General features: G+C 72.2%; 17 protein-coding genes. 10 read left to right on the top strand and 7 right to left on the bottom strand.

What is annotated here, in order from left to right:
• Nucleotides 1-22 precede the first annotated feature (22 nt).
• Nucleotides 23-1,084 (bottom strand): lysylphosphatidylglycerol synthase domain-containing protein, encoded by a 1,062-nt coding sequence (locus AB0J42_RS01215; RefSeq protein WP_364287027.1) that lies wholly within the window; start codon nucleotides 1,082-1,084, stop codon nucleotides 23-25.
• A 49-nt stretch (nucleotides 1,085-1,133) separates the two neighbouring features.
• Entirely contained in the window at nucleotides 1,134-1,952 is an 819-nt protein-coding gene (locus AB0J42_RS01210; RefSeq protein WP_364287024.1) for a PIG-L family deacetylase, read from the bottom strand.
• Between the two features lie 39 nt (nucleotides 1,953-1,991).
• On the opposite strand from AB0J42_RS01210, the gene AB0J42_RS01205 reads away from it, so the two are divergent.
• Nucleotides 1,992-3,083 carry a glycosyltransferase family 4 protein gene (locus tag AB0J42_RS01205; protein WP_364287021.1) on the top strand — a complete coding sequence of 364 codons (1,092 nt, stop codon included), beginning with the start codon at nucleotides 1,992-1,994 and terminating at the stop codon, nucleotides 3,081-3,083.
• 59 nt (nucleotides 3,084-3,142) lie between these two features.
• Nucleotides 3,143-3,610 carry an SRPBCC family protein gene (locus tag AB0J42_RS01200; RefSeq protein WP_364287018.1) on the top strand — a complete coding sequence of 156 codons (468 nt, stop codon included), beginning with the start codon at nucleotides 3,143-3,145 and terminating at the stop codon, nucleotides 3,608-3,610.
• Here the strand turns inward: AB0J42_RS01200 and AB0J42_RS01195 are convergent.
• A complete protein-coding gene (locus AB0J42_RS01195; RefSeq protein ID WP_364287015.1) occupies nucleotides 3,607-3,993 on the bottom strand; it encodes a hypothetical protein in 387 nt (128 codons plus the stop codon). The two genes, AB0J42_RS01200 and AB0J42_RS01195, sit on opposite strands and share 4 nt — an antisense overlap.
• 191 nt (nucleotides 3,994-4,184) lie before the next feature.
• On the opposite strand from AB0J42_RS01195, the gene AB0J42_RS01190 reads away from it, so the two are divergent.
• On the top strand, nucleotides 4,185-5,297 hold the full coding sequence (locus AB0J42_RS01190; protein WP_364287012.1) for an aromatic ring-hydroxylating dioxygenase subunit alpha: 1,113 nt from the start codon (nucleotides 4,185-4,187) through the stop codon (nucleotides 5,295-5,297).
• On the opposite strand, the gene AB0J42_RS01185 is transcribed toward AB0J42_RS01190, so the two are convergent.
• Nucleotides 5,264-5,821 carry a DUF1707 domain-containing protein gene (locus AB0J42_RS01185; protein ID WP_364287009.1) on the bottom strand — a complete coding sequence of 186 codons (558 nt, stop codon included), beginning with the start codon at nucleotides 5,819-5,821 and terminating at the stop codon, nucleotides 5,264-5,266. The two genes, AB0J42_RS01190 and AB0J42_RS01185, sit on opposite strands and share 34 nt — an antisense overlap.
• Before the next feature lie 104 nt (nucleotides 5,822-5,925).
• On the opposite strand from AB0J42_RS01185, the gene AB0J42_RS01180 reads away from it, so the two are divergent.
• From AB0J42_RS01180 to AB0J42_RS01150, 7 genes are all read left to right on the top strand, one after another.
• The gene (locus AB0J42_RS01180; RefSeq protein ID WP_364287006.1) at nucleotides 5,926-6,855 is read left to right on the top strand and encodes an anti-sigma factor RsbA family regulatory protein; all 930 of its coding nucleotides are present in this window, start codon (nucleotides 5,926-5,928) and stop codon (nucleotides 6,853-6,855) included.
• Nucleotides 6,856-7,002: 147 nt separating this feature from the next.
• Nucleotides 7,003-7,623, top strand: a complete 621-nt coding sequence (locus AB0J42_RS01175) for a DUF998 domain-containing protein (protein WP_364287003.1) — start codon at nucleotides 7,003-7,005, stop codon at nucleotides 7,621-7,623.
• A 28-nt stretch (nucleotides 7,624-7,651) separates the two neighbouring features.
• Nucleotides 7,652-8,110 (top strand): universal stress protein, encoded by a 459-nt coding sequence (locus tag AB0J42_RS01170; RefSeq protein WP_364287000.1) that lies wholly within the window; start codon nucleotides 7,652-7,654, stop codon nucleotides 8,108-8,110.
• A 159-nt stretch (nucleotides 8,111-8,269) separates the two neighbouring features.
• On the top strand, nucleotides 8,270-9,538 hold the full coding sequence (locus tag AB0J42_RS01165) for an APC family permease (protein WP_364286997.1): 1,269 nt from the start codon (nucleotides 8,270-8,272) through the stop codon (nucleotides 9,536-9,538).
• Between the two features lie 129 nt (nucleotides 9,539-9,667).
• Nucleotides 9,668-10,861, top strand: a complete 1,194-nt coding sequence (locus tag AB0J42_RS01160; RefSeq protein ID WP_364286994.1) for a methionine--tRNA ligase — start codon at nucleotides 9,668-9,670, stop codon at nucleotides 10,859-10,861.
• Between the two features lie 89 nt (nucleotides 10,862-10,950).
• On the top strand, nucleotides 10,951-11,925 hold the full coding sequence (locus AB0J42_RS01155; RefSeq protein WP_364286991.1) for a phosphotriesterase-related protein: 975 nt from the start codon (nucleotides 10,951-10,953) through the stop codon (nucleotides 11,923-11,925).
• Between the two features lie 41 nt (nucleotides 11,926-11,966).
• Nucleotides 11,967-12,362: an STAS domain-containing protein gene (locus AB0J42_RS01150; RefSeq protein ID WP_364286988.1), complete on the top strand. Its 396-nt coding sequence runs from the start codon at nucleotides 11,967-11,969 to the stop codon at nucleotides 12,360-12,362.
• Nucleotides 12,363-12,829: 467 nt separating this feature from the next.
• On the opposite strand, the gene AB0J42_RS01145 is transcribed toward AB0J42_RS01150, so the two are convergent.
• The 3 genes from AB0J42_RS01145 to AB0J42_RS01135 all read right to left on the bottom strand — a co-directional run bounded on the left by AB0J42_RS01145 (nucleotide 12,830) and on the right by AB0J42_RS01135 (nucleotide 16,874).
• Nucleotides 12,830-13,834: a hypothetical protein gene (locus tag AB0J42_RS01145; protein WP_364286985.1), complete on the bottom strand. Its 1,005-nt coding sequence runs from the start codon at nucleotides 13,832-13,834 to the stop codon at nucleotides 12,830-12,832.
• Nucleotides 13,835-13,868: 34 nt separating this feature from the next.
• The gene (locus tag AB0J42_RS01140; protein ID WP_364286982.1) at nucleotides 13,869-14,279 is read right to left on the bottom strand and encodes a VOC family protein; all 411 of its coding nucleotides are present in this window, start codon (nucleotides 14,277-14,279) and stop codon (nucleotides 13,869-13,871) included.
• 222 nt (nucleotides 14,280-14,501) lie between these two features.
• Complete coding sequence (locus tag AB0J42_RS01135) at nucleotides 14,502-16,874, bottom strand: Tex family protein (protein ID WP_364286979.1); 2,373 nt, start codon at nucleotides 16,872-16,874, stop codon at nucleotides 14,502-14,504.
• Nucleotides 16,875-17,004: the final 130 nt, after the last annotated feature.

The following is a 17,004-nucleotide window of genomic DNA, read 5'->3' as shown; positions in this document are numbered from 1 at the left end:
TCGAGCGTTACGTATCTGATCGTCACCTGGGGGCCTTCGAGATCGCGGACGGGGGCTCCGTGGCGGCATCACGGCGGTCACGCCTGCGCAGGAGCGCCCACGCGCCGAGCGCGAGGCCACCGAACGGGATCTCGATAGTGTAAGTCCAGAAGCCGAAAAGGAGTGCGGCGGCGGTCGCCGGCGCCAGCGGCACGCCGAACGCGCCGGTGAGCAGGACCACCACGCCCGCCTCCATGATGCCCGCCCCGCTCGGCGTGACCAGGGCGGTCGTCAGCACCCGCGACAGCGCGAACACCGCGATCGACTCGGCCAGGCCCGGATAGGCGCCGGTGGCGACCAGGCAGGCCAGCATGATCGCCCACTGCATCACCAGGAACGCGGTCATGCCGCCCGACAGCGGCAGCCACCTGGTCCTGATGATCCCCGCGGTGTCGGCCCGCAGCCGGTGGAACGCCTCCGAGGGCCGCGCCCGCAGCCTGATCGCCCGTACCAGGAAGTCGAGCCCCCGGCCCAGCACGGCGGCGGCGCGGTCCCAGTAGAGCGCCACCGCGACCACCGCGACCAGGACCAGGATCGACACCGCGCCCGCCCAGCCCGCGCCGGCGACCGTCTGGTCGGGCACCCGGCCCGCGATCAGCAGCGCGATGATGCCCACGGCGGGCAGGACGAACCTGAACAGGGTGTTCCACACCCCGCTCACCAGCGTCATGACCACGATCGCGCGGTTGCCGAACCCCCACCCCCGGGCCATCGCGAACGTCAGCGCCACCCCCGCGGCGCCGCCGAACGGCAGCAGGTTGCTCACCGCGCTGCCCGCCGCGTTCAGCGTCAGCGCCTGCAGGCGGCCCAGCCCGGGCAGCGAGCCGGTCAGCACGAACGTGTAGGCGAGCAGGCTGAGCAGCCACAGCGCGGTCATCAGCAGGACCGGGCCGGCGCCGAGCGAGCCGAACACCGCCCAGATCTCCCGCCAGGAGACGTCCTTGCCGGTCAGCGTGTGGACGATCTGCGGCAGGTAGACCACGAGCGTCACCGCCAGCCCCAGCGACAGGGCGGAGAGCGCGATCTGCAGCCACTTGTTCTTCATCAGGTCCAGTCTGTCGGCTGCCGGGCGCGGCCGGAGTCATTCCAGGGCACTAATTCGGCCCCGGATCGAAGGGGTGACGCAGGCGGGTGCCGGGCGGCAGGTCGCGCCGTACGTACCACTCGGTGCCGAAGACCAGGCGGAACAGCGGCCCCGGGACCTTGAGCATCACGGCGAGCGTCCGGTCGGTGTCGCCGCCCGTCGCCTGGGAGGCGTGCGCGGCCATCGCGGCCCGCTTCTGGCGGGCGTAGCGGCGCACGTTGACCCGGTGGGTGATGGTCTCGCCCGCCGAGTAGGCGCGCTCGAAGGTGCGCAGGTCGAACTCCGGCGGGAACGAGTAGACCTTCTTGGCCAGGCGCAGCAGCCGCAGCAGGGGGTCGCGGTTGACCGTCGCCTCCAGCACGATCGGCGTCCCGGCGATCTCCGCCGCCCGCTTGCCCACCCGGTGGACCTGCACGTGGTCGGGATGGCCGTAGCCGCCCGCCGGGTCGTAGATGGTGAGCAGGCCCGCCTCCTCCTCGCGCAGGATGTCGGCGAGCGCGGTGGCGGCCTTCTCGGTGTCGGCGTCGATGAACGCGTTGTCGGGGCGCTCGTCGGCGACGCCGCCCTGCGGGCTCAGCCCCGAGTCGCCGTAGCCCAGGCACTCCACGCGGGCGCAGCCCAGCGCCGCGGCCGACTGGTAGAGCTCTTTCATCCGGGTCTCGCCCAGCGACTCGCCCGGCTCCACGTCGGCCAGGCCGCGCTCGCCGGCGGTGGCCACCACGAGCACCACGCGGTGCCCCTCGGCCGCGAGCATCGCCATCGTGCCCGCCGTCAGCAGGGCCTCGTCGTCGGGGTGAGCGTGGAAGAAGACTGCGGTACGTGGAGGCACAGGCCCCAGATTAGTCTGGGCGAGGTGCGGATCTTTCACGTGAGCGACTGTTACCTCCCGCGCCTCGGGGGCATCGAGGTGCAGGTCGCCGATCTCGTGCGGATGCAGCGCGAGTCCGGGCACGCCGTGGAGGTGGTCACCGCCACCCGCGGCGAGCCGCTGGAGGGGGTGCATCGCGTCGTCGCCAGGATGCCGTTCGACCTGCCGGTCCATCCGCGCGGGGTGAGCCGCATCACGCGGCGGCTGGCGCTGTCGAGGCCCGACGTGGTGCACGTGCACATGGGGGCGGTCTCACCGTTCGCGTGGATGGGGGTGCGCGCCGCCGTGCGCCGCGGGCTGCCGTGCGTGGTGACCGTCCACAGCATGTGGGATCCGCTCACGCGGGCGCTCTACCGGCTGCTCAAGCTGCTGTACGGGTGGCAGCGGTGGGGGTTGGTGGCCACCACGGTGAGCGGTGCGGCGGCGGCCCCGATCCGCCGGGTCGCCGGGCCGCAGGTGCCGGTGCGGGTGGTCTCCAACGGGCTCGACCTGTCCGGCTGGCGGCTCTTCCCGGATGGAGGCGCCCCGGAGGCCCGCGGCGAGGTGCACATCGTCGCCGTCGGGCGGCTGGCCCCGCGCAAGCGGCCGGTGGGCCTGCTGCGGATCCTGGAGAAGGCGCGGGCGCGGGTGCCCGCGGCGATCCCGCTGCGGGCCACGGTGATCGGCGACGGCCCGGCCCGGCCCGCCATGGAGCGCTACCTGGCCAGGCGGGGCATGGGCGGGTGGGTGTCGCTGCCCGGCCGCTACAGCAGGGAACGGATCGCGAAGGTGCTGGAGTCGGCCGACCTGTTCGTGGCGCCGGCGCCGCGCGAGTCGTTCGGCATCGCCGCCCTGGAGGCCAGGACCGCCGGGCTGCCGGTGGTGGCGCGGTCGCAGAGCGGGGTGGCCGACTTCGTCGAGCACGGCACCGAGGGGCTGCTCGGCCGCGACCCCGGCGCGCTGGCGGAGGCCGTGGCGCGGCTCTGCGAGGACCGCGGGCTGCGGGAGCGGATCACCCGGCACAACCGGGCGAACCCGCCCGCCGCGGGCTCCTGGCCGGCCGTGCTCGCGGGTTTCGACCGGGCCTACGCCGAAGCGGCGGGCCGCGCCTGATCGGGTTATGTTGTTGTCGTGGTGACGACGATGAGCCACGCCCGCCGGCTGGCCGACCGGTGAGCGACGGGCACTACGCACTGACCGGTCACGTTCCGGTCCCGCTGCCGCCGGGCGAGGCGCTGCGGCTGTTCACGCCGTGCGGCGAGGAGGAGTGGGTCAAGGGCTGGCGCCCCCGCTTCCCCGTCCCGGCCGCCGACGACTCCCGGCCCGGCACGGTCTTCGAGACCGACTCCCACGGCGAGCGCACGATCTGGGTGGTGGCCGACCGGCAGGAAGGCCGCCGCATCAGGTACGCCCGGGTCACCCCGGGCTCGCGGGCCGGTCTGGTGACGGTCACCGCCGCGGACGACGGCCGCGGCGGCACGACGGTCGAGGTCACGTACGAGCTGACGGCCCTGTCCCCGCAGGGGGCGCGCGAACTGCGCGGGTTCGCCGCCGGCTACGGGGACTTCCTCAAGTCATGGGAGCAGGCGATCGCGGATCGGCTGGCCTCCCGCCCGCCGAACGCGGCCACCCCCACTTAACCGCAGGCCTGCTGGAGCTTGGTGACGAAGCCCTGCAGCTTGGTGACCGACTCCATCGAGCCGGCCGGGTCGGTGCCGTCGATCTTGATGCCGTCCAGGACCGCCGCGAGGTCGTTCAGCGCGGCGCCGACCTCACCGTCGTAGTCCGCCGCGAGCGTCTTCACCTTGCCGGCGGCGTCGTCGGCCGCGGTCTCCACCGCCTTCGGGTCCGTGGCGGCGGCCGACGCCGTGGCGGCGGTGAAGTCGTTCATGATCGTGGTGACTTCGTTGGCGGCGGTGTTGCAGTCGACCGCCTGGCCCAGGGCGCCACACCCGCTGATCGTCATGCCGGCGCACGCGAGCGCCGCGATCGTGAGGGCCATGCGGCGGTGTGGGGGTGTCATGGTCGTGCCTTTCCTCGGTTCAGGGACGAAGGCACGGTAGGGAGGCGTTCTTGAGCGTCGCTTGCACGTCGGTAGCAGCTATCGGGTCAAGCCGCCGTAAAGCAGGATCTCCCTCTTGACACGTCCCTGAGCCGACTCGACTATGTCGCATATAGAGCAACTCGGTGCGTAATACGCAACTAGGAGTGCCGTTGACCAGCACATCGAGTTTGATCTCCACGCTGCCCGGACGCTCCTACACCGATCCGGCGCTGTTCGAGCAGGAACAGGCCAGGATCTTCGAGGCGCTCTGGTTCTGCGCGCTCCGCTGCGACGAACTCGCCAAGCCCGGCGCGTTCCGGACGGTCCAGGTCGGCAGGGAGAGCGTGATCGTGGTGCGCGGCCGGGACGAGGTCCTGCGGGCGTTCCTCAACGTCTGCAGGCACCGCGGCGCGCGGCTCTGCGTCGAGGAGACCGGCGAGACCAGGCGTACGCTCAAGTGCCCCTACCACGCCTGGGCCTACGACCTCGACGGCCGCCTGGCCGCCGCGCCCAACCTGGTCAGGATGCCCGACGTGGACCGCGTCGCGTACGGCCTGATCCCGGTGGCCCTGCGCGAATGGCTCGGCTACGCCTGGGTCTGCCTCGCCGACGAGCCGCCCTCGTTCGAGGACACGGTCGTCCACGCGGCCACCGAACGGCTCGGCGACCCGGCCGCCATCGAGCACTACCGCGCCGGCGACCTCGCCCTGGGCCGCCGCATCCGCTACGACGTGCGGGCCAACTGGAAGCTGATCGTCGAGAACTTCATGGAGTGCTACCACTGCGCGACCATCCACCCCGAGCTCACGGCCGTGCTGCCGGAGTTCGCCGGCGGGTACGCCGCGCAGTACTACGTGGGCCACGGCGCCGAGTTCGGCCGGCGGGTGCAGGGCTTCACCGTGGACGGCGGCCCCGGCTTCGGCAGGCTGCCCGGCCTCTCCGCCGAGCAGGACCGGCGCTACTACGCGATCACCGTCAAGCCGCAGGTCTTCGTCAACCTGGTGCCGGACCACGTCATCCTGCACCGGATGTTCCCGATGGCGGTCGATCGCACGGTCGTGGAGTGCGACTGGCTCTACCACCCCGACGTGGTCGCCTCCGGGGCCGACCTCGCGCCGTCGGTGGAGCTGTTCCACCGGGTCAACGAGCAGGACTTCGACGCCTGCGAGCGGACCCAGCCCGGCATGTACTCGCGGGCCTACCGGTCAGGCGGGGTGCTGGTGCCCAGCGAGCACCACATCTCCGCCTTTCACGACTGGGTGAACCAGCGCTTACGGGGATAGCGGACGGCCAGGCTCCCGTACTTGCTCCGGCCGCTGATCACCACGTGCAGGTTCCCGGGCTGCTGCCTGCCCGGGACGTCGGCGACGCTCGTGCTGCCCCAGTCGCTGGTGAAACGGTCGACGTCGGCCGAGGCGCCGGGCGGCAGGATGATCCTGACGGTCCCGTAATGAAGGTCGAGGTCGATCTCGACCGTCCGGTGCGGGACCACCGCCTCGGTGAAGTCGAGGTGGACGGCGCCGTACTTGGTGGCGATCCGCAGCTTGCGCGGGACCGCCCAGTCGCCGGTGCGCCGGACGGTGTCGTGGGTGCTCTTCAGCGTCACCACGTCCTCCACCGGCGCCACGGCCGCGGGCAGGTCGGCGACCAGGTCGACCAGATCGCCGTGGACCTTGGCGCTCAGCGCCTTGCCGAGGCGCTCCTCCAGCTCGAACTGGTCGAGCCGGCCCTCGGTGAAGGCGTGCTGCAGCTGCTGGGCGACCTGCTCCCGGTCCGCGTCCGAGACGCGCATCCGCAATTCCGACATGTTATGAGCATAGGTTCACCAAACCAGGAACGGGAGTTTACGGTCAGTAGCCCAGGGTCAACAGCGCGCCTTGAACCGGTCGAATCCGGGTAGCTTGAAAGACGATGCACGCCGAGCCGTTCGCCCACCCGGCGCTCTTCTACAGAGGCGACCGGGAGTACGCCGACGCCGTCACCGCCTTCGTCCGCGAGGGCCTGGCCGCCGGCGAGCCCGTCGCCGTCGCGGTCCCCGGCCCCCGGCTGGAACTGGTCGAGCGGGAGCTGGGCGCCGACGCCGCCCGCGTCCTGATGCTCGACATGGCGCGCGAAGGGCGCAACCCCGGCCGCATCCTCCCGGCCGTGCTCTTCGGCTTCGCCGACCGCCACCGCGACCGCCGCGCCCGCATCGTCGGCGAGCCGGTCTGGCCCGGGCGCACCCGTCTCGAATACCCGGCCTGCGCCCAGCACGAGGCGCTCATCAACGCCGCGTTCACCGGCCGCCGCCTCACGATCCTCTGCCCGTACGACGCCGGAAGGCTCGACGCCGAGGCGCTGCGCGACGCGGAGCTCACCCACCCGGTGCTGCGCGACGCCGACGGGGAGCGGCCGAGCGGCCGCTACGCCCCGCACCGCGTCCTCGACGGCCACAACCGGCCGCTCGCCGAGCCCGACCGCCCCGTCAGCCTCTGCTTCGGCCACGGCAACCTGGCCGCCGCCCGCGACCTCGCCGCGACCACGGCCGCCGGGCTGGGCTTCACCGGCCGGCGGCTCGACGACGTCCGGCTGGTCGTCGCCGAACTGGGCGCCAACAGCCTCGACCACGGCGGCGGCGCCGGGCTCATCCGGCTGTGGTGCGCCGACGCCCGCCTGGTCTGCGAGGTCAGCGACGCCGGCCACATCACCGACCCGCTGGCCGGGCGCCGGCCGGTCGCGCCGCACGTGCCCGGCTCGCGCGGCCTGCTCATCGTCAACCTGCTCAGCGACCTGGTACGGGTCCACACCCGCGCCGGCGCCACCGTGGTGCGCGCCTACTTCGACCTGCCCACCTCCCCCTGAGGGGGCGCGCCCTACCGAAGGGCGTATCCGGGCAGGCCACGGGCGGTATCTCAGGGTGGTACGACCTAAGTACTAAGGGTGCGACCAGGGAACGCTGGGGATTCTCTCCGATACTCCGCGAGGCCGCCGGCCGCGACCTTGGAATGCATGAGGGGATTAGTCGTCAGCGGATTCACGGCCATCGGCACCGGCACCGGCGCCATGCTCGTCCTGCACACGGAGGCGGGGCTCGACCCGGCGCACACCGTCATCAGCGAGTACGCCTTCCAGGCGGCGGGCTGGCTGCTGCCGCTGTCCCTGACGCTGTTCGCGTTCGGCGCGGCCCTGATCGCCGAGGCGCTGCGCCGCTCCGGCGCGGACCGGCGGGTGGTGGCGCTGCTGGCCGTCTGGGGGATGTGCATGGTCCTGGTCGGCGCCTTCCCGACCGACCCGCCGGGGGTGCCGCTGTCGGTGTCCGCGGGGATCCACCGCTACGCCGCCTTCGTCGCGTTCCTGGTGATGCCGCTGGCGGGGCTGCTGCTGGCCAGGACCGGGATCCGGCACGCCAGGCTGGTACGGGTGCTCAGCCTGGTCGCCCTGGGGGCGCTGGTGCTGGTCGTGATCCCGTACGTGGTGCGGATGCTCGGCATCCCGCTCGCCGACGAGGACTTCCCGGCGGGGCTGATCCAGCGCACCGTGGTCGTCACCGAACTGGGCGTGCTCTGGCTGGCCGGGCTCGCGGCCCCGTGGCGGGCCGAACGCTCCGCCGCCGCGCCGGTTCTGGCGTAAGCGGCCCGCTTCTCGGTAGAGGAGCGGCATGACGATTCTGATCGCGTACGACGGGTCCGACGACGCCAAGGCGGCCATCGACTTCTGCGGGCGGATGTTCGGCGGGCGGGACGCCGTGGTGCTGACCGCGTGGGAGCGGCTGGCGATGACCACCACGCGGGCCTCCGCCGGGCTGGTGGTGGCCGTCGACGCGACCCCCGAGGAGGAGGCGGCGATCCAGCGGTCCATGAGCGAGCTGGCCGGGGAGGGGGCCGAGCGGGCGCGCGCGGCCGGGCTCGACGCCCGGCCCAGGTGCGAGCCGAACGCGCTCGCCGTCTGGTCGACGATCGTGGACGTGGCGGACGAACTGGACGCCGAGCTGATCGTGACCGGCACCCGCGGGCTCGGCGGGGTGAAGTCGCTGCTGCTCGGCAGCACCTCCGACCGGGTCCTGCACCACGCCCGGCGGCCGGTCCTGGTCGTGCCCTGCTCGAAGAGTGCCGGGTAGGGACCTCTGTCTTTTTCGCTGTTCCGCGCTCTTGCGGCGGCCGGGTCCCCCGCGCCTGCTGGTGGGGCGCTTCCTGTTGGACGGCTGTTGTTCCGCCGCATGTGGTTGATCGTGGCCCGGCGGGTGAGGCAGAGTGCTCCGGTCGGGGAGGTGGTGGGGGTGGGCGGAGAACTGGCGCGCCGGCTCGGGACGCGGGACGCCGTCGTCGTCGGGCTGAGCGCCATGATCGGCGCCGGGGTGTTCGCGGTGTTCGCGCCCGCGGCCGGGGCTGCCGGGTCGTGGCTGCTCGCCGCGCTCGCGCTGGCCGCCGTCGTGGCGTACTGCAACGCGACCTCCTCCGCCCGGCTGGCGGCCCGCCATCCCGAGTCGGGCGGGACCTATGTGTACGGGCGACGGCGGTTGGGGCCTTTCTGGGGCTACCTCGCGGGGTGGGGGTTCACCGTCGGCAAGACCGCCTCCTGCGCGGCCATGGCGCTGACCTTCGGCGCGTACGCGGCTCCCGACCTCGCCAGGCCGCTGGCCGTCGGGGCGGTGGTGGTGCTGACCGCGCTGAACCTGTTCGGGGTGGAGCGGTCGGCGGGGGCCGCCCGGATCATGGTGGGGTTCGTCCTGCTGGTCCTGGCCCTTGTGGTGGCGGTGGCTTTTCAACAGGTGCTCGCGGACGACCTGCCGTTCGGCGTCGACGTCATCCTCGGCCCCGAGGTGAGCGGGTGGGGTGTGCTGCAGGGGGCCGGGCTGCTGTTCTTCGCGTTCGCCGGGTACGCCCGGATCGCCACGCTGGGAGAGGAGGTGCGCGACCCGGCCCGGACGATCCCGCGCGCCGTCGGCATCGCCCTCGGCATCACGCTGGTCGTCTACACCCTGGTCGCGGTGGCCGCGCTGCGCACGCTCGGGCCGGGGCCCCTTGCCGCCTCTGACGCGCCGCTGGTCGACGTGGTGAACGTGGCGGGCCGGGGTTCGCCGGAACCGGTCTTGGCGGGGCTGTCCGCCGTGGTGCGGGCCGGGGCTGCGGTGGCGGCGCTCGGCGCACTGCTCGCGCTGCTGCTCGGCGTCTCCCGGACGGTGCTGGCCATGGCCCGCGAACGCGACCTGCCCGGCGCGCTCGCCGCCGTCGACCCCGTCCATCAGGTGCCGCGGCGGGCGGAACTGGCGGTCGGCGCTGCGGTGGTCGTGCTGGTGCTGGTCGCCGACCTGCGGGGGGCGATCGGGTTCTCCTCCTTCGGAGTCCTCGTCTATTACGCGATCGCGAACGCCTCCGCGCTGACCCTGCGCCGCGACGAGGGAGCGCCGCCCCGGGCGGTTCCGGTGCTCGGGCTGGCCCTCTGCCTGCTGCTCGCCGCCACCCTCCCGGTGCCGTCCGTGGTGGCCGGGCTGATCGTGTTCGCCGTGGGCACGGCGCTATGGGTGCTGCGCCGCCGCTCCACCTGACGCGCCGGGCCGGTGGTGCGGCTGAGGAGTCGTGCCGCGCGGTCTCGTGGACCGGCTTTCTCGTACGGGTAACTCGTCGGAACTGCTTCACTCGTACGAGCGAAAAATGGGCGGCGGGAGGCGCACCCGATGTACATCACGACGACCATTCCGTATGTGAACGCCCGGCCGCATCTCGGGTTCGCGCTGGAGATCGTGCAGGCCGACGTGCTGGCGCGCCATCATCGGCGGCGCGGGGAGCCGGTGCGGTTCCAGACCGGTTCCGACGACAACTCGCTGAAGAACGTGCTGGCGGCCGAGGCGGCGGGGGTGCCGGTGCGGGAGCTGGTGGACCGGAACGCCGCCGCGTTCGAGGGGCTGCGCGGGCCGCTGGACCTGTCGTTCGACGCGTTCATCCGGACCAGCACGCATCCGGGGCACCGGGCGGGGGTGGCGCGGCTGTGGCGGGCGACCGCGCACGACGTGTACCGCAGGCACTACGAAGGGCTCTACTGCGTCGGCTGCGAGCAGTTCTACCCGGAGGGGCCCTGCCCGGACGGGCACGAGGCGCCGCTGCGGCGGGTGTCGGAGGAGAACTGGTTCTTCCGGCTCTCCCGCTACCGCGAACCGCTGCTGGACCTGATCGGGAGCGGCGAACTGGCGATCGAGCCGGCCGGGCGGCGGAACGAGGTGCTGGCGTTCCTGAAGGCCGGGCTGGAGGACATCAGCATCTCCCGGTCGGCGGCGCGCTCGCGCGGCTGGGGCATCCCGGTGCCGGGCGACCCGGACCAGGTGGTCTACGTGTGGTGGGACGCGCTGGCCAACTACATCACGGCGCTGGAGGGCGACGACTACGCGCGCTGGTGGGAACGCGAGCCCCGCAAGGTCCACCTCATGGGCAAGGGTGTGATCCGCTTCCACGCCGTGTACTGGCCGGCGATGCTGCTCTCCGCCGGGCTGCCGCTGCCCACGCGGATCTTCGTGCACGACTACATCACCGCCGGCGGCCGCAAGATCAGCAAGTCGGGCGGCGTGACGGCCGACCCGGCAGCGCTCTCGGGCGCGTACGGGGTGGACGCGGTGCGGTGGTGGCTGCTGCGCGAGGTGCCGCGGGTGGGCGACGCCGACTTCACCGAGGAGCGGCTGGTGGCGCGGGCCGACGCGGATCTGGCCGACGGGGCGGGCAACCTGGTCAACCGGGTGGTGACGATGGTGCACCGGTTCCGCGGCGGGCGGGTGCCCGAGGCGCGGCCGGAGCCGCTGGAGGCGGTCGCACGCGCGGGGGAGCGGGTGCACGAGGCGCTGGAGGCGTTCGACTTCCGGCGGGCGGCGGGCGCTGCCTGAGCCGCTCTTTCCCCGGCTGAAGGAGGGTTGACGGGTGATCAACAGTCGCTAGGGTGGCGCGGAACAGACCCAACGGTATGGAGTGCGCCATGTCCGTCGTCAACACCGTCCGGGGCCCCGTCGACGTCGCCGAGCTCGGGCAGACCCTCATGCACGAGCACATCTTCGTCACCTCCACCGAGCATCTCGACAACTACGGCAAGGGCGGCTGGTGGGACGAGGAGGTCCGGGTCGCCGACGCGATCGAGAAGCTCAACGCGCTCGTGGCCAAGGGCGTGCGGACGCTGGCCGACCCGACCGTGTGGGGGCTCGGCCGCTACATCCCGCGCATCCAGCGGGTCGCCGAGGGGGTGCCGGGGCTCAACATCATCGTCGCCACCGGCATCTACAGCTTCGAGGAACTGCCCCACCAGTACGAGCACCGCGGCCCCGGGCTGCTCCTCGACATGCCCGACCCGATGATCGACGACTTCGTCCGCGACCTCACCGTGGGGATCGCCGACACCGGCGTCAAGGCGTCCTTCCTCAAGTGCGTGGTCGACGCGAAGGGGCTCACGCCGGGCGTGGAGCGCATCTGCCGGGCCGTCGCCCAGGCGCACGTGCGCACCGGCGCGCCGATCACCGTGCACACCAACTCCGCCACCCAGAGCGGGATCACCGCGCTCGACCTGTTCGCCGAGGAGGGCGTGGACCTGACCAAGGTCGTGGTCGGGCACGCCGGCGACAGCAACGACCTCGACTACCTGCGGCGGCTCGCCGACACCGGGGCGACGCTCGGCATGGACCGGTTCGGGCTCGACCTCTACAACCCGACGGCGCAGCGGGTGGCCACCGTCGCGGCGCTGTGCGAGCGCGGCTACGCCGACCGGATGGTCCTGAGCCACGACGCGTCCTGCTTCATGGACTATTTCCCCCATGAATGGGACATGGTCGCCGAGGTCGTCCCGAACTGGCGTTACGACCACATTTACGACGACGTCCTGCCCGCGCTCCGCGAGGCGGGGGTGACCGACAACCAGATCGACCAGATGCTGCTGTTCAACCCGCGCCGATACTTCTCGTAAAGTAAGGGGAAGTCAGACGCAACGCGGGTAGGTGGAGCTGGGTGACTTCCGACCAAGCCTTGTCGATCAGTCTCGGTCTCCAGGGGCCGTGCGTCATCGCGAGGCTGACGGGCGACTTCGACTTCGGCTCAGCCGCCGAGGTCCGCGACCGAGTCACCAAGGCTCTCGATCTCACCCAGCCGCCGATGCTCGTCATCGACATGCAGGCCGTCAGCGTCTGCGACTCCTCCGGGCTGTCCGTGCTGGTCTACCTGCACAAGGCCGTCACCGCGTCGGGCGGGAAGCTGCTGCTGTCCGGGCTCAACGGGCGGTGTAAGCACCTGTTCGCGATCACCGCGCTCGACAAGTTCTTCGACATCAGGCCCACCGCCGAGCTGGCCATCGCCGAGCTGAGCGAAGAGGGCAACTCGCCGCCCTTCACCGGGAAGCAGTCCTGACCTGTCCGGAACTCGCCGCTCTTCGCTGGGAAGCGGCCCTGGCTCGCCGTCCTTCACCGGCAAGCAGTCCTGACCTGTCCGGACATATGAGCGGTTGACCCTGTTCAGGTTCTGGTGGGTTAATCGGAGGTGCCGCTTTCGACAGGGGGAGGCGGCGAACCGGTCAGCCACGGGGGAACCATGTGCAGGAACCGCGCCGAGATGGTGTCGAGGCTGTGGAGACGCTGGCTCGACGGAGAGATCCGCTTCGACCTGCGAGTGAGTGCCAGGGGCGATACGCCCCTGGCTGTCAGGCGGTGACCAGAATCGCGAGGCCGAGGATGACCACGACCGGCACGATCCAGACGACAACCTCGGCAGCGAACTCCTTGTACATCGAGTGAGTCTCCCTCTCAACGCCCGGGCGGGGGCAAGCGTGACCGTCACAGCGCAGCATAGCCGCCCCCGCCGAATGGGCCAGCCCCCGGCTACTCCATCTCCCGCCGGGCGATGCGCTTGGCGAGGCCCGCGAGCGACTCGTCGGCCATGAGCGCGGGCAGGCGGGGAGCCTCCGCGGCGATCCGGTCGCGGACCTCCTCGTGGTCGCCCAGATGCCGGGTCCAGGCCCGCAGGACCTCGGGCATCGCGGCGATCGCCGCCTCGCTCAGGATCGCCTCGCGGGGCAGCCACACGGTCAGGAACGCCGACACCCTGGCCGGGCTCCACCACAGCGGGCGCTCGCCCAGGAACTCCACCAGCGCGCCGAACGCCTCGTCCGCCCCGGGCAGATCGGGCAGCTCGCCGAAGGCGGCCAAGGTCTCGTCGGGGGCGTGCCGTACCGGATCGGGGACGGACCGGGCACGTGACAGCGCGAGCGCGCGGACGGCGGGCAGGCCCTCCGCGACCTCCGCGCCCATCAGCATGTCGGTCACCTCGAACGCGTCCAGCATCCGGCCGGCCACCACCTCCGGAGGTGTGGGCGCGAGGTTCAGGTCGTCGAGGAACTTCGGCTCCTCCACCACCGCGTCCACCGCCAGCCCGCCGTGCGCCTGGTCGACGCCCACCACCAGCAGGTGCGGCTCCTTGCCGTTGGCGTACCGGAACGCGAGCGCGGCCAGCACCTGCTCGCCGTACCGGTCGCCCCTCCCGTACCAGCCGCCCTCACAGACCACGTCCCCCATCCGGGCCGCCCACGCGGGCAGCCACTCCAGCGCCTCCCGCCCGGCAGCGGCGAGATCGACCGCGCCGGGTGCGTCCGGGTGACGTGGGCCTTCCGCGTCCGCTTCCTGATCGTCCGCGTCCGGGGTGGCTTCGATGGCGGCCAGGGCTGCCAGGGCGAGCCGGGCCTCGGGGCGGTCGGCACCGGCGAGCTGGTTGAGCAGGTCCTGGTCGGCCTCGGACGCCAGGCGGGACGCCCAGAGCTCCGTGCGCAGGGGTGAACGCCAGCGGAGGAGGTCGCGGGCCTGCTCGATCGCGCGGTTGTACGTGGTCACTCTTCGACGGTATCGCTCCGTGCCGGATGCGCGACTATTCGAGCAGCTGGGCGACGACGATCACGTTTCCGTACAGGTCCGCCAGGTGGAGGGAGCGGCTGCTGGTGTCCTCCCGTTCGTTCCACACCCGTACGCCGTGTGCGCGCAGGTGGTCGCTGACCCGGGTCAGGTCGGAGGTGTAGAGCACGAGGAGGGGCTGGCCACCGCACTGGCGTCCGATCAGGTCGCGTTCGGCGTCGCCGGTGGCAGGCATGAGCCAGAGACCGGTCGCCTCCTGGCCGGGCACGCCCATGTGCAGGTAGCGGTAGCCGTCCGCCGTCTGATCGTGCAGGACGCGGAAACCCAGGACGTCACGGTAGAAGGCCAGGGCCTTGTCCGGATCGTCCACCAGCACCACCACCCGGCCGAGCGCCGAGAACAGGCTTTCATCAGCAAGGGAAGTCATGATCGGCACACTAGCCAGACCGACTGACAAACCCCCCGCCTTTACGAACCAACCGATGGGATCGGAACTCACCGCGGGTGAGGAGCGGAGGGATCCTCCAGCTGGGGGCGGGGGATGCGTGGCTCCGGACCCTCCGTGGTGGTGCTGGTCCGCGGCGGGTTTCGTACGGAGGGCAGGGTCGGAGCGCCGCCTGTGCCGCGGGTCGCGGCACAGGCGGGCGGGTTACTTGTTGTTGCCGGTGAGGCCCGCCCTGCGGAGGGCCTCGGCCATGGCGCCCGTGGGCTCGGCGCGGCGCTGGGACTGGCCGCGGCGGTCGCGCTGGGCGTTGCCGCGCTGGTTGCCGCCGCGCCGGTCGCCCTTGGCGCCGTCGCCCCGGGGGCCGTCTCCGCGTGAGCCGTTGCCGCGCGGGTTGTCGCGGCGGGCGCCGTCGCCGCGCTTGCCCTCCTGGCGCTCGGCGTCGTCGTCGAGGCGGAGCGTGAGGGAGATGCGCTTGCGCGGGATGTCGACGTCCAGCACCTTGACGCGGACGATGTCGCCCGGCTTGACGACGTCGCGCGGGTCCTTGACGAAGGAGCGGGACATGGCCGACACGTGGACCAGCCCGTCCTGGTGGACGCCGACGTCGACGAAGGCGCCGAACGCGGCCACGTTGGTGACCACGCCCTCCAGGATCATGCCCGGCTCCAGGTCGGACAGCTTCTCCACGCCCTCCTTGAAGGCGGCCGTGCGGAAGGCGGGGCGCGGGTCGCGGCCGGGCTTCTCCAGCTCGCGCAGGATGTCGGTGACCGTCGGCAGGCCGAAGGTGTCGTCGGTGTAGGCGGCGGGGTCGAGCGAGCGCAGCGTCGCCGTGTTGCCGATCAGCGTCTTGAGGTCGGTGGCGGCCGAGTCGAGGATGCGGCGGACCACGGGGTAGGCCTCGGGGTGCACGGCGGAGGCGTCGAGCGGGTCGTCGCCGCCCTGGATGCGCAGGAAGCCGGCGCACTGCTCGAACGCCTTCGGGCCCAGCCGCGGCACGTCCTTGAGCGCGGTGCGGGTGCGGAAGGGGCCGTTGGCGTCGCGGTGGCGGACGATGCTCTCGGCGAGGGTGGCGCCGATGCCCGACACGCGGGTCAGCAGCGGCGCCGAGGCGGTGTTGACGTCGACGCCGACGCCGTTGACGCAGTCTTCGACCACCGCGTCGAGCGAGCGGGACAGCTTGGTCTCGGCGACGTCGTGCTGGTACTGGCCGACGCCGATGGACTTGGGGTCGATCTTGACCAGCTCGGCCAGCGGGTCTTGCAGGCGGCGGGCGATCGAGACCGCGCCGCGCAGCGACACGTCCAGCTCGGGCAGCTCCTGGGAGGCGTAGGCGGACGCCGAGTAGACCGACGCGCCCGCCTCCGACACCACCACCTTGGTGATGTGCGGCATGTGCTTGACCAGCTCGCCGGCGAGCCTGTCGGTCTCGCGGGAGGCGGTGCCGTTGCCGATGGCGATCAGCTCGACGCCGTGGCGCTGCGCCAGCGCGCCGAGCACGGCCAGGGACTGGTCCCACTGCCGCTTGGGCTCGTGGGGGTAGATGGTGGCGGTCTCGACGACCTTGCCGGTGGCGTCGACCACGGCCACCTTGACGCCGGTGCGCAGGCCGGGGTCGAGGCCCATGGTGGGGCGGCTGCCGGCCGGCGCGGCCAGCAGCAGGTCGCGCAGGTTGGCCGCGAACACCCGCACCGCCTCGTCCTCGGCCGCCTGCCAGAGCCGCATCCGCAGGTCGATGCCGAGGTGGACGAAGATGCGGGTGCGCCACGCCCAGCGGACCGTCTCGGCCAGCCACGTGTCGGCGGGCCTGCCCTGGTCGGAGACGCCGAACCGGGCGGCGATCCGCTGCTCGTAGGCGGCGGGGTCGTCGGGCTCCAGCGTGAGGGTGAGGATCTCCTCCTTCTCGCCCCGGAACAGGGCGAGGACGCGGTGGGAGGGCAGCTTCGTGAACGGCTCGGCGAAGTCGAAGTAGTCGGAGAACTTGGCGCCCGCCTCCTCCTTGCCCTCGCGCACCTTGGCGACGAGCGTGCCGCGCTCCCAGAGCTGCTCGCGGAGGGCGCCGATCAGGTCGGCGTCCTCGGCGAACCGCTCGATGAGGATCGCCCTGGCGCCTTCCAGCGCCGCCCCGGCGTCGGCCACGCCCTCGGTGACGAAGCCCGCGGCCGTCTCGGCCGGGTCGAGCGCCGGGTCGCCGAGCAGCTTGTCGGCCAGCGGCTCCAGCCCCAGCTCGCGGGCGATCTGCGCTTTGGTGCGCCGCTTCGGCTTGTAGGGCAGGTAGATGTCTTCGAGGCGGGCCTTGGTCTCGGCCGCCATGATCTGCGCGCGCAGCTCGTCGTCGAGCTTGCCCTGAGACTCGATCGACTCCAGGATCGCGGCCCGGCGCTCGTCGAGCTCGCGGAGGTAGCGCAGCCGCTCCTCGAGCGTGCGCAGCTGGGCGTCGTCGAGGCCGCCGGTCACCTCTTTGCGGTAGCGCGCGATGAACGGCACGGTCGCGCCGCCGTCGAGCAGCTCGACCGCGGACCGCACCTGCCCCTCGCGCACCCCGAGCTCTTCGGCGATCCGCTGGTGTATAGAGAGCACTTGCCTGCCTTTCGATGGTCCCGCCGGTCAATTGTGCAGGACGACGCCGTCTCACTTGACCAGTGTGCGCCGAGGGTGAACGACCGGGCCGTGCCCCGCACTTTAAACCCCGGCACCGACGGTTCGCGCA

Origin of the sequence: Nonomuraea sp. NPDC049649, assembly GCF_040675175.1 — a bacterium.
Classification (GTDB): domain Bacteria; phylum Actinomycetota; class Actinomycetes; order Streptosporangiales; family Streptosporangiaceae; genus Nonomuraea.
Note: the sequence above shows the minus strand (reverse complement) of the source record. Positions and strands in the feature narration are given on the sequence as shown.

Excerpts from the sequence above, each read along its gene's own strand:
- AB0J42_RS01215 (WP_364287027.1), bottom strand. The coding sequence starts at position 1,084 with ATGAAGAACAAGTGGCTGCAGATCGCGCTCTCCGCCCTGTCGCTGGGG.
- AB0J42_RS01195 (WP_364287015.1), bottom strand. The coding sequence starts at position 3,993 with ATGACACCCCCACACCGCCGCATGGCCCTCACGATCGCGGCGCTCGCG.
- AB0J42_RS01185 (WP_364287009.1), bottom strand. The coding sequence starts at position 5,821 with ATGTCGGAATTGCGGATGCGCGTCTCGGACGCGGACCGGGAGCAGGTC.
- AB0J42_RS01180 (WP_364287006.1), top strand. The coding sequence starts at position 5,926 with ATGCACGCCGAGCCGTTCGCCCACCCGGCGCTCTTCTACAGAGGCGAC.
- AB0J42_RS01175 (WP_364287003.1), top strand. The coding sequence starts at position 7,003 with ATGAGGGGATTAGTCGTCAGCGGATTCACGGCCATCGGCACCGGCACC.
- AB0J42_RS01170 (WP_364287000.1), top strand. The coding sequence starts at position 7,652 with ATGACGATTCTGATCGCGTACGACGGGTCCGACGACGCCAAGGCGGCC.
- AB0J42_RS01160 (WP_364286994.1), top strand. The coding sequence starts at position 9,668 with ATGTACATCACGACGACCATTCCGTATGTGAACGCCCGGCCGCATCTC.
- AB0J42_RS01155 (WP_364286991.1), top strand. The coding sequence starts at position 10,951 with ATGTCCGTCGTCAACACCGTCCGGGGCCCCGTCGACGTCGCCGAGCTC.
- AB0J42_RS01140 (WP_364286982.1), bottom strand. The coding sequence starts at position 14,279 with ATGACTTCCCTTGCTGATGAAAGCCTGTTCTCGGCGCTCGGCCGGGTG.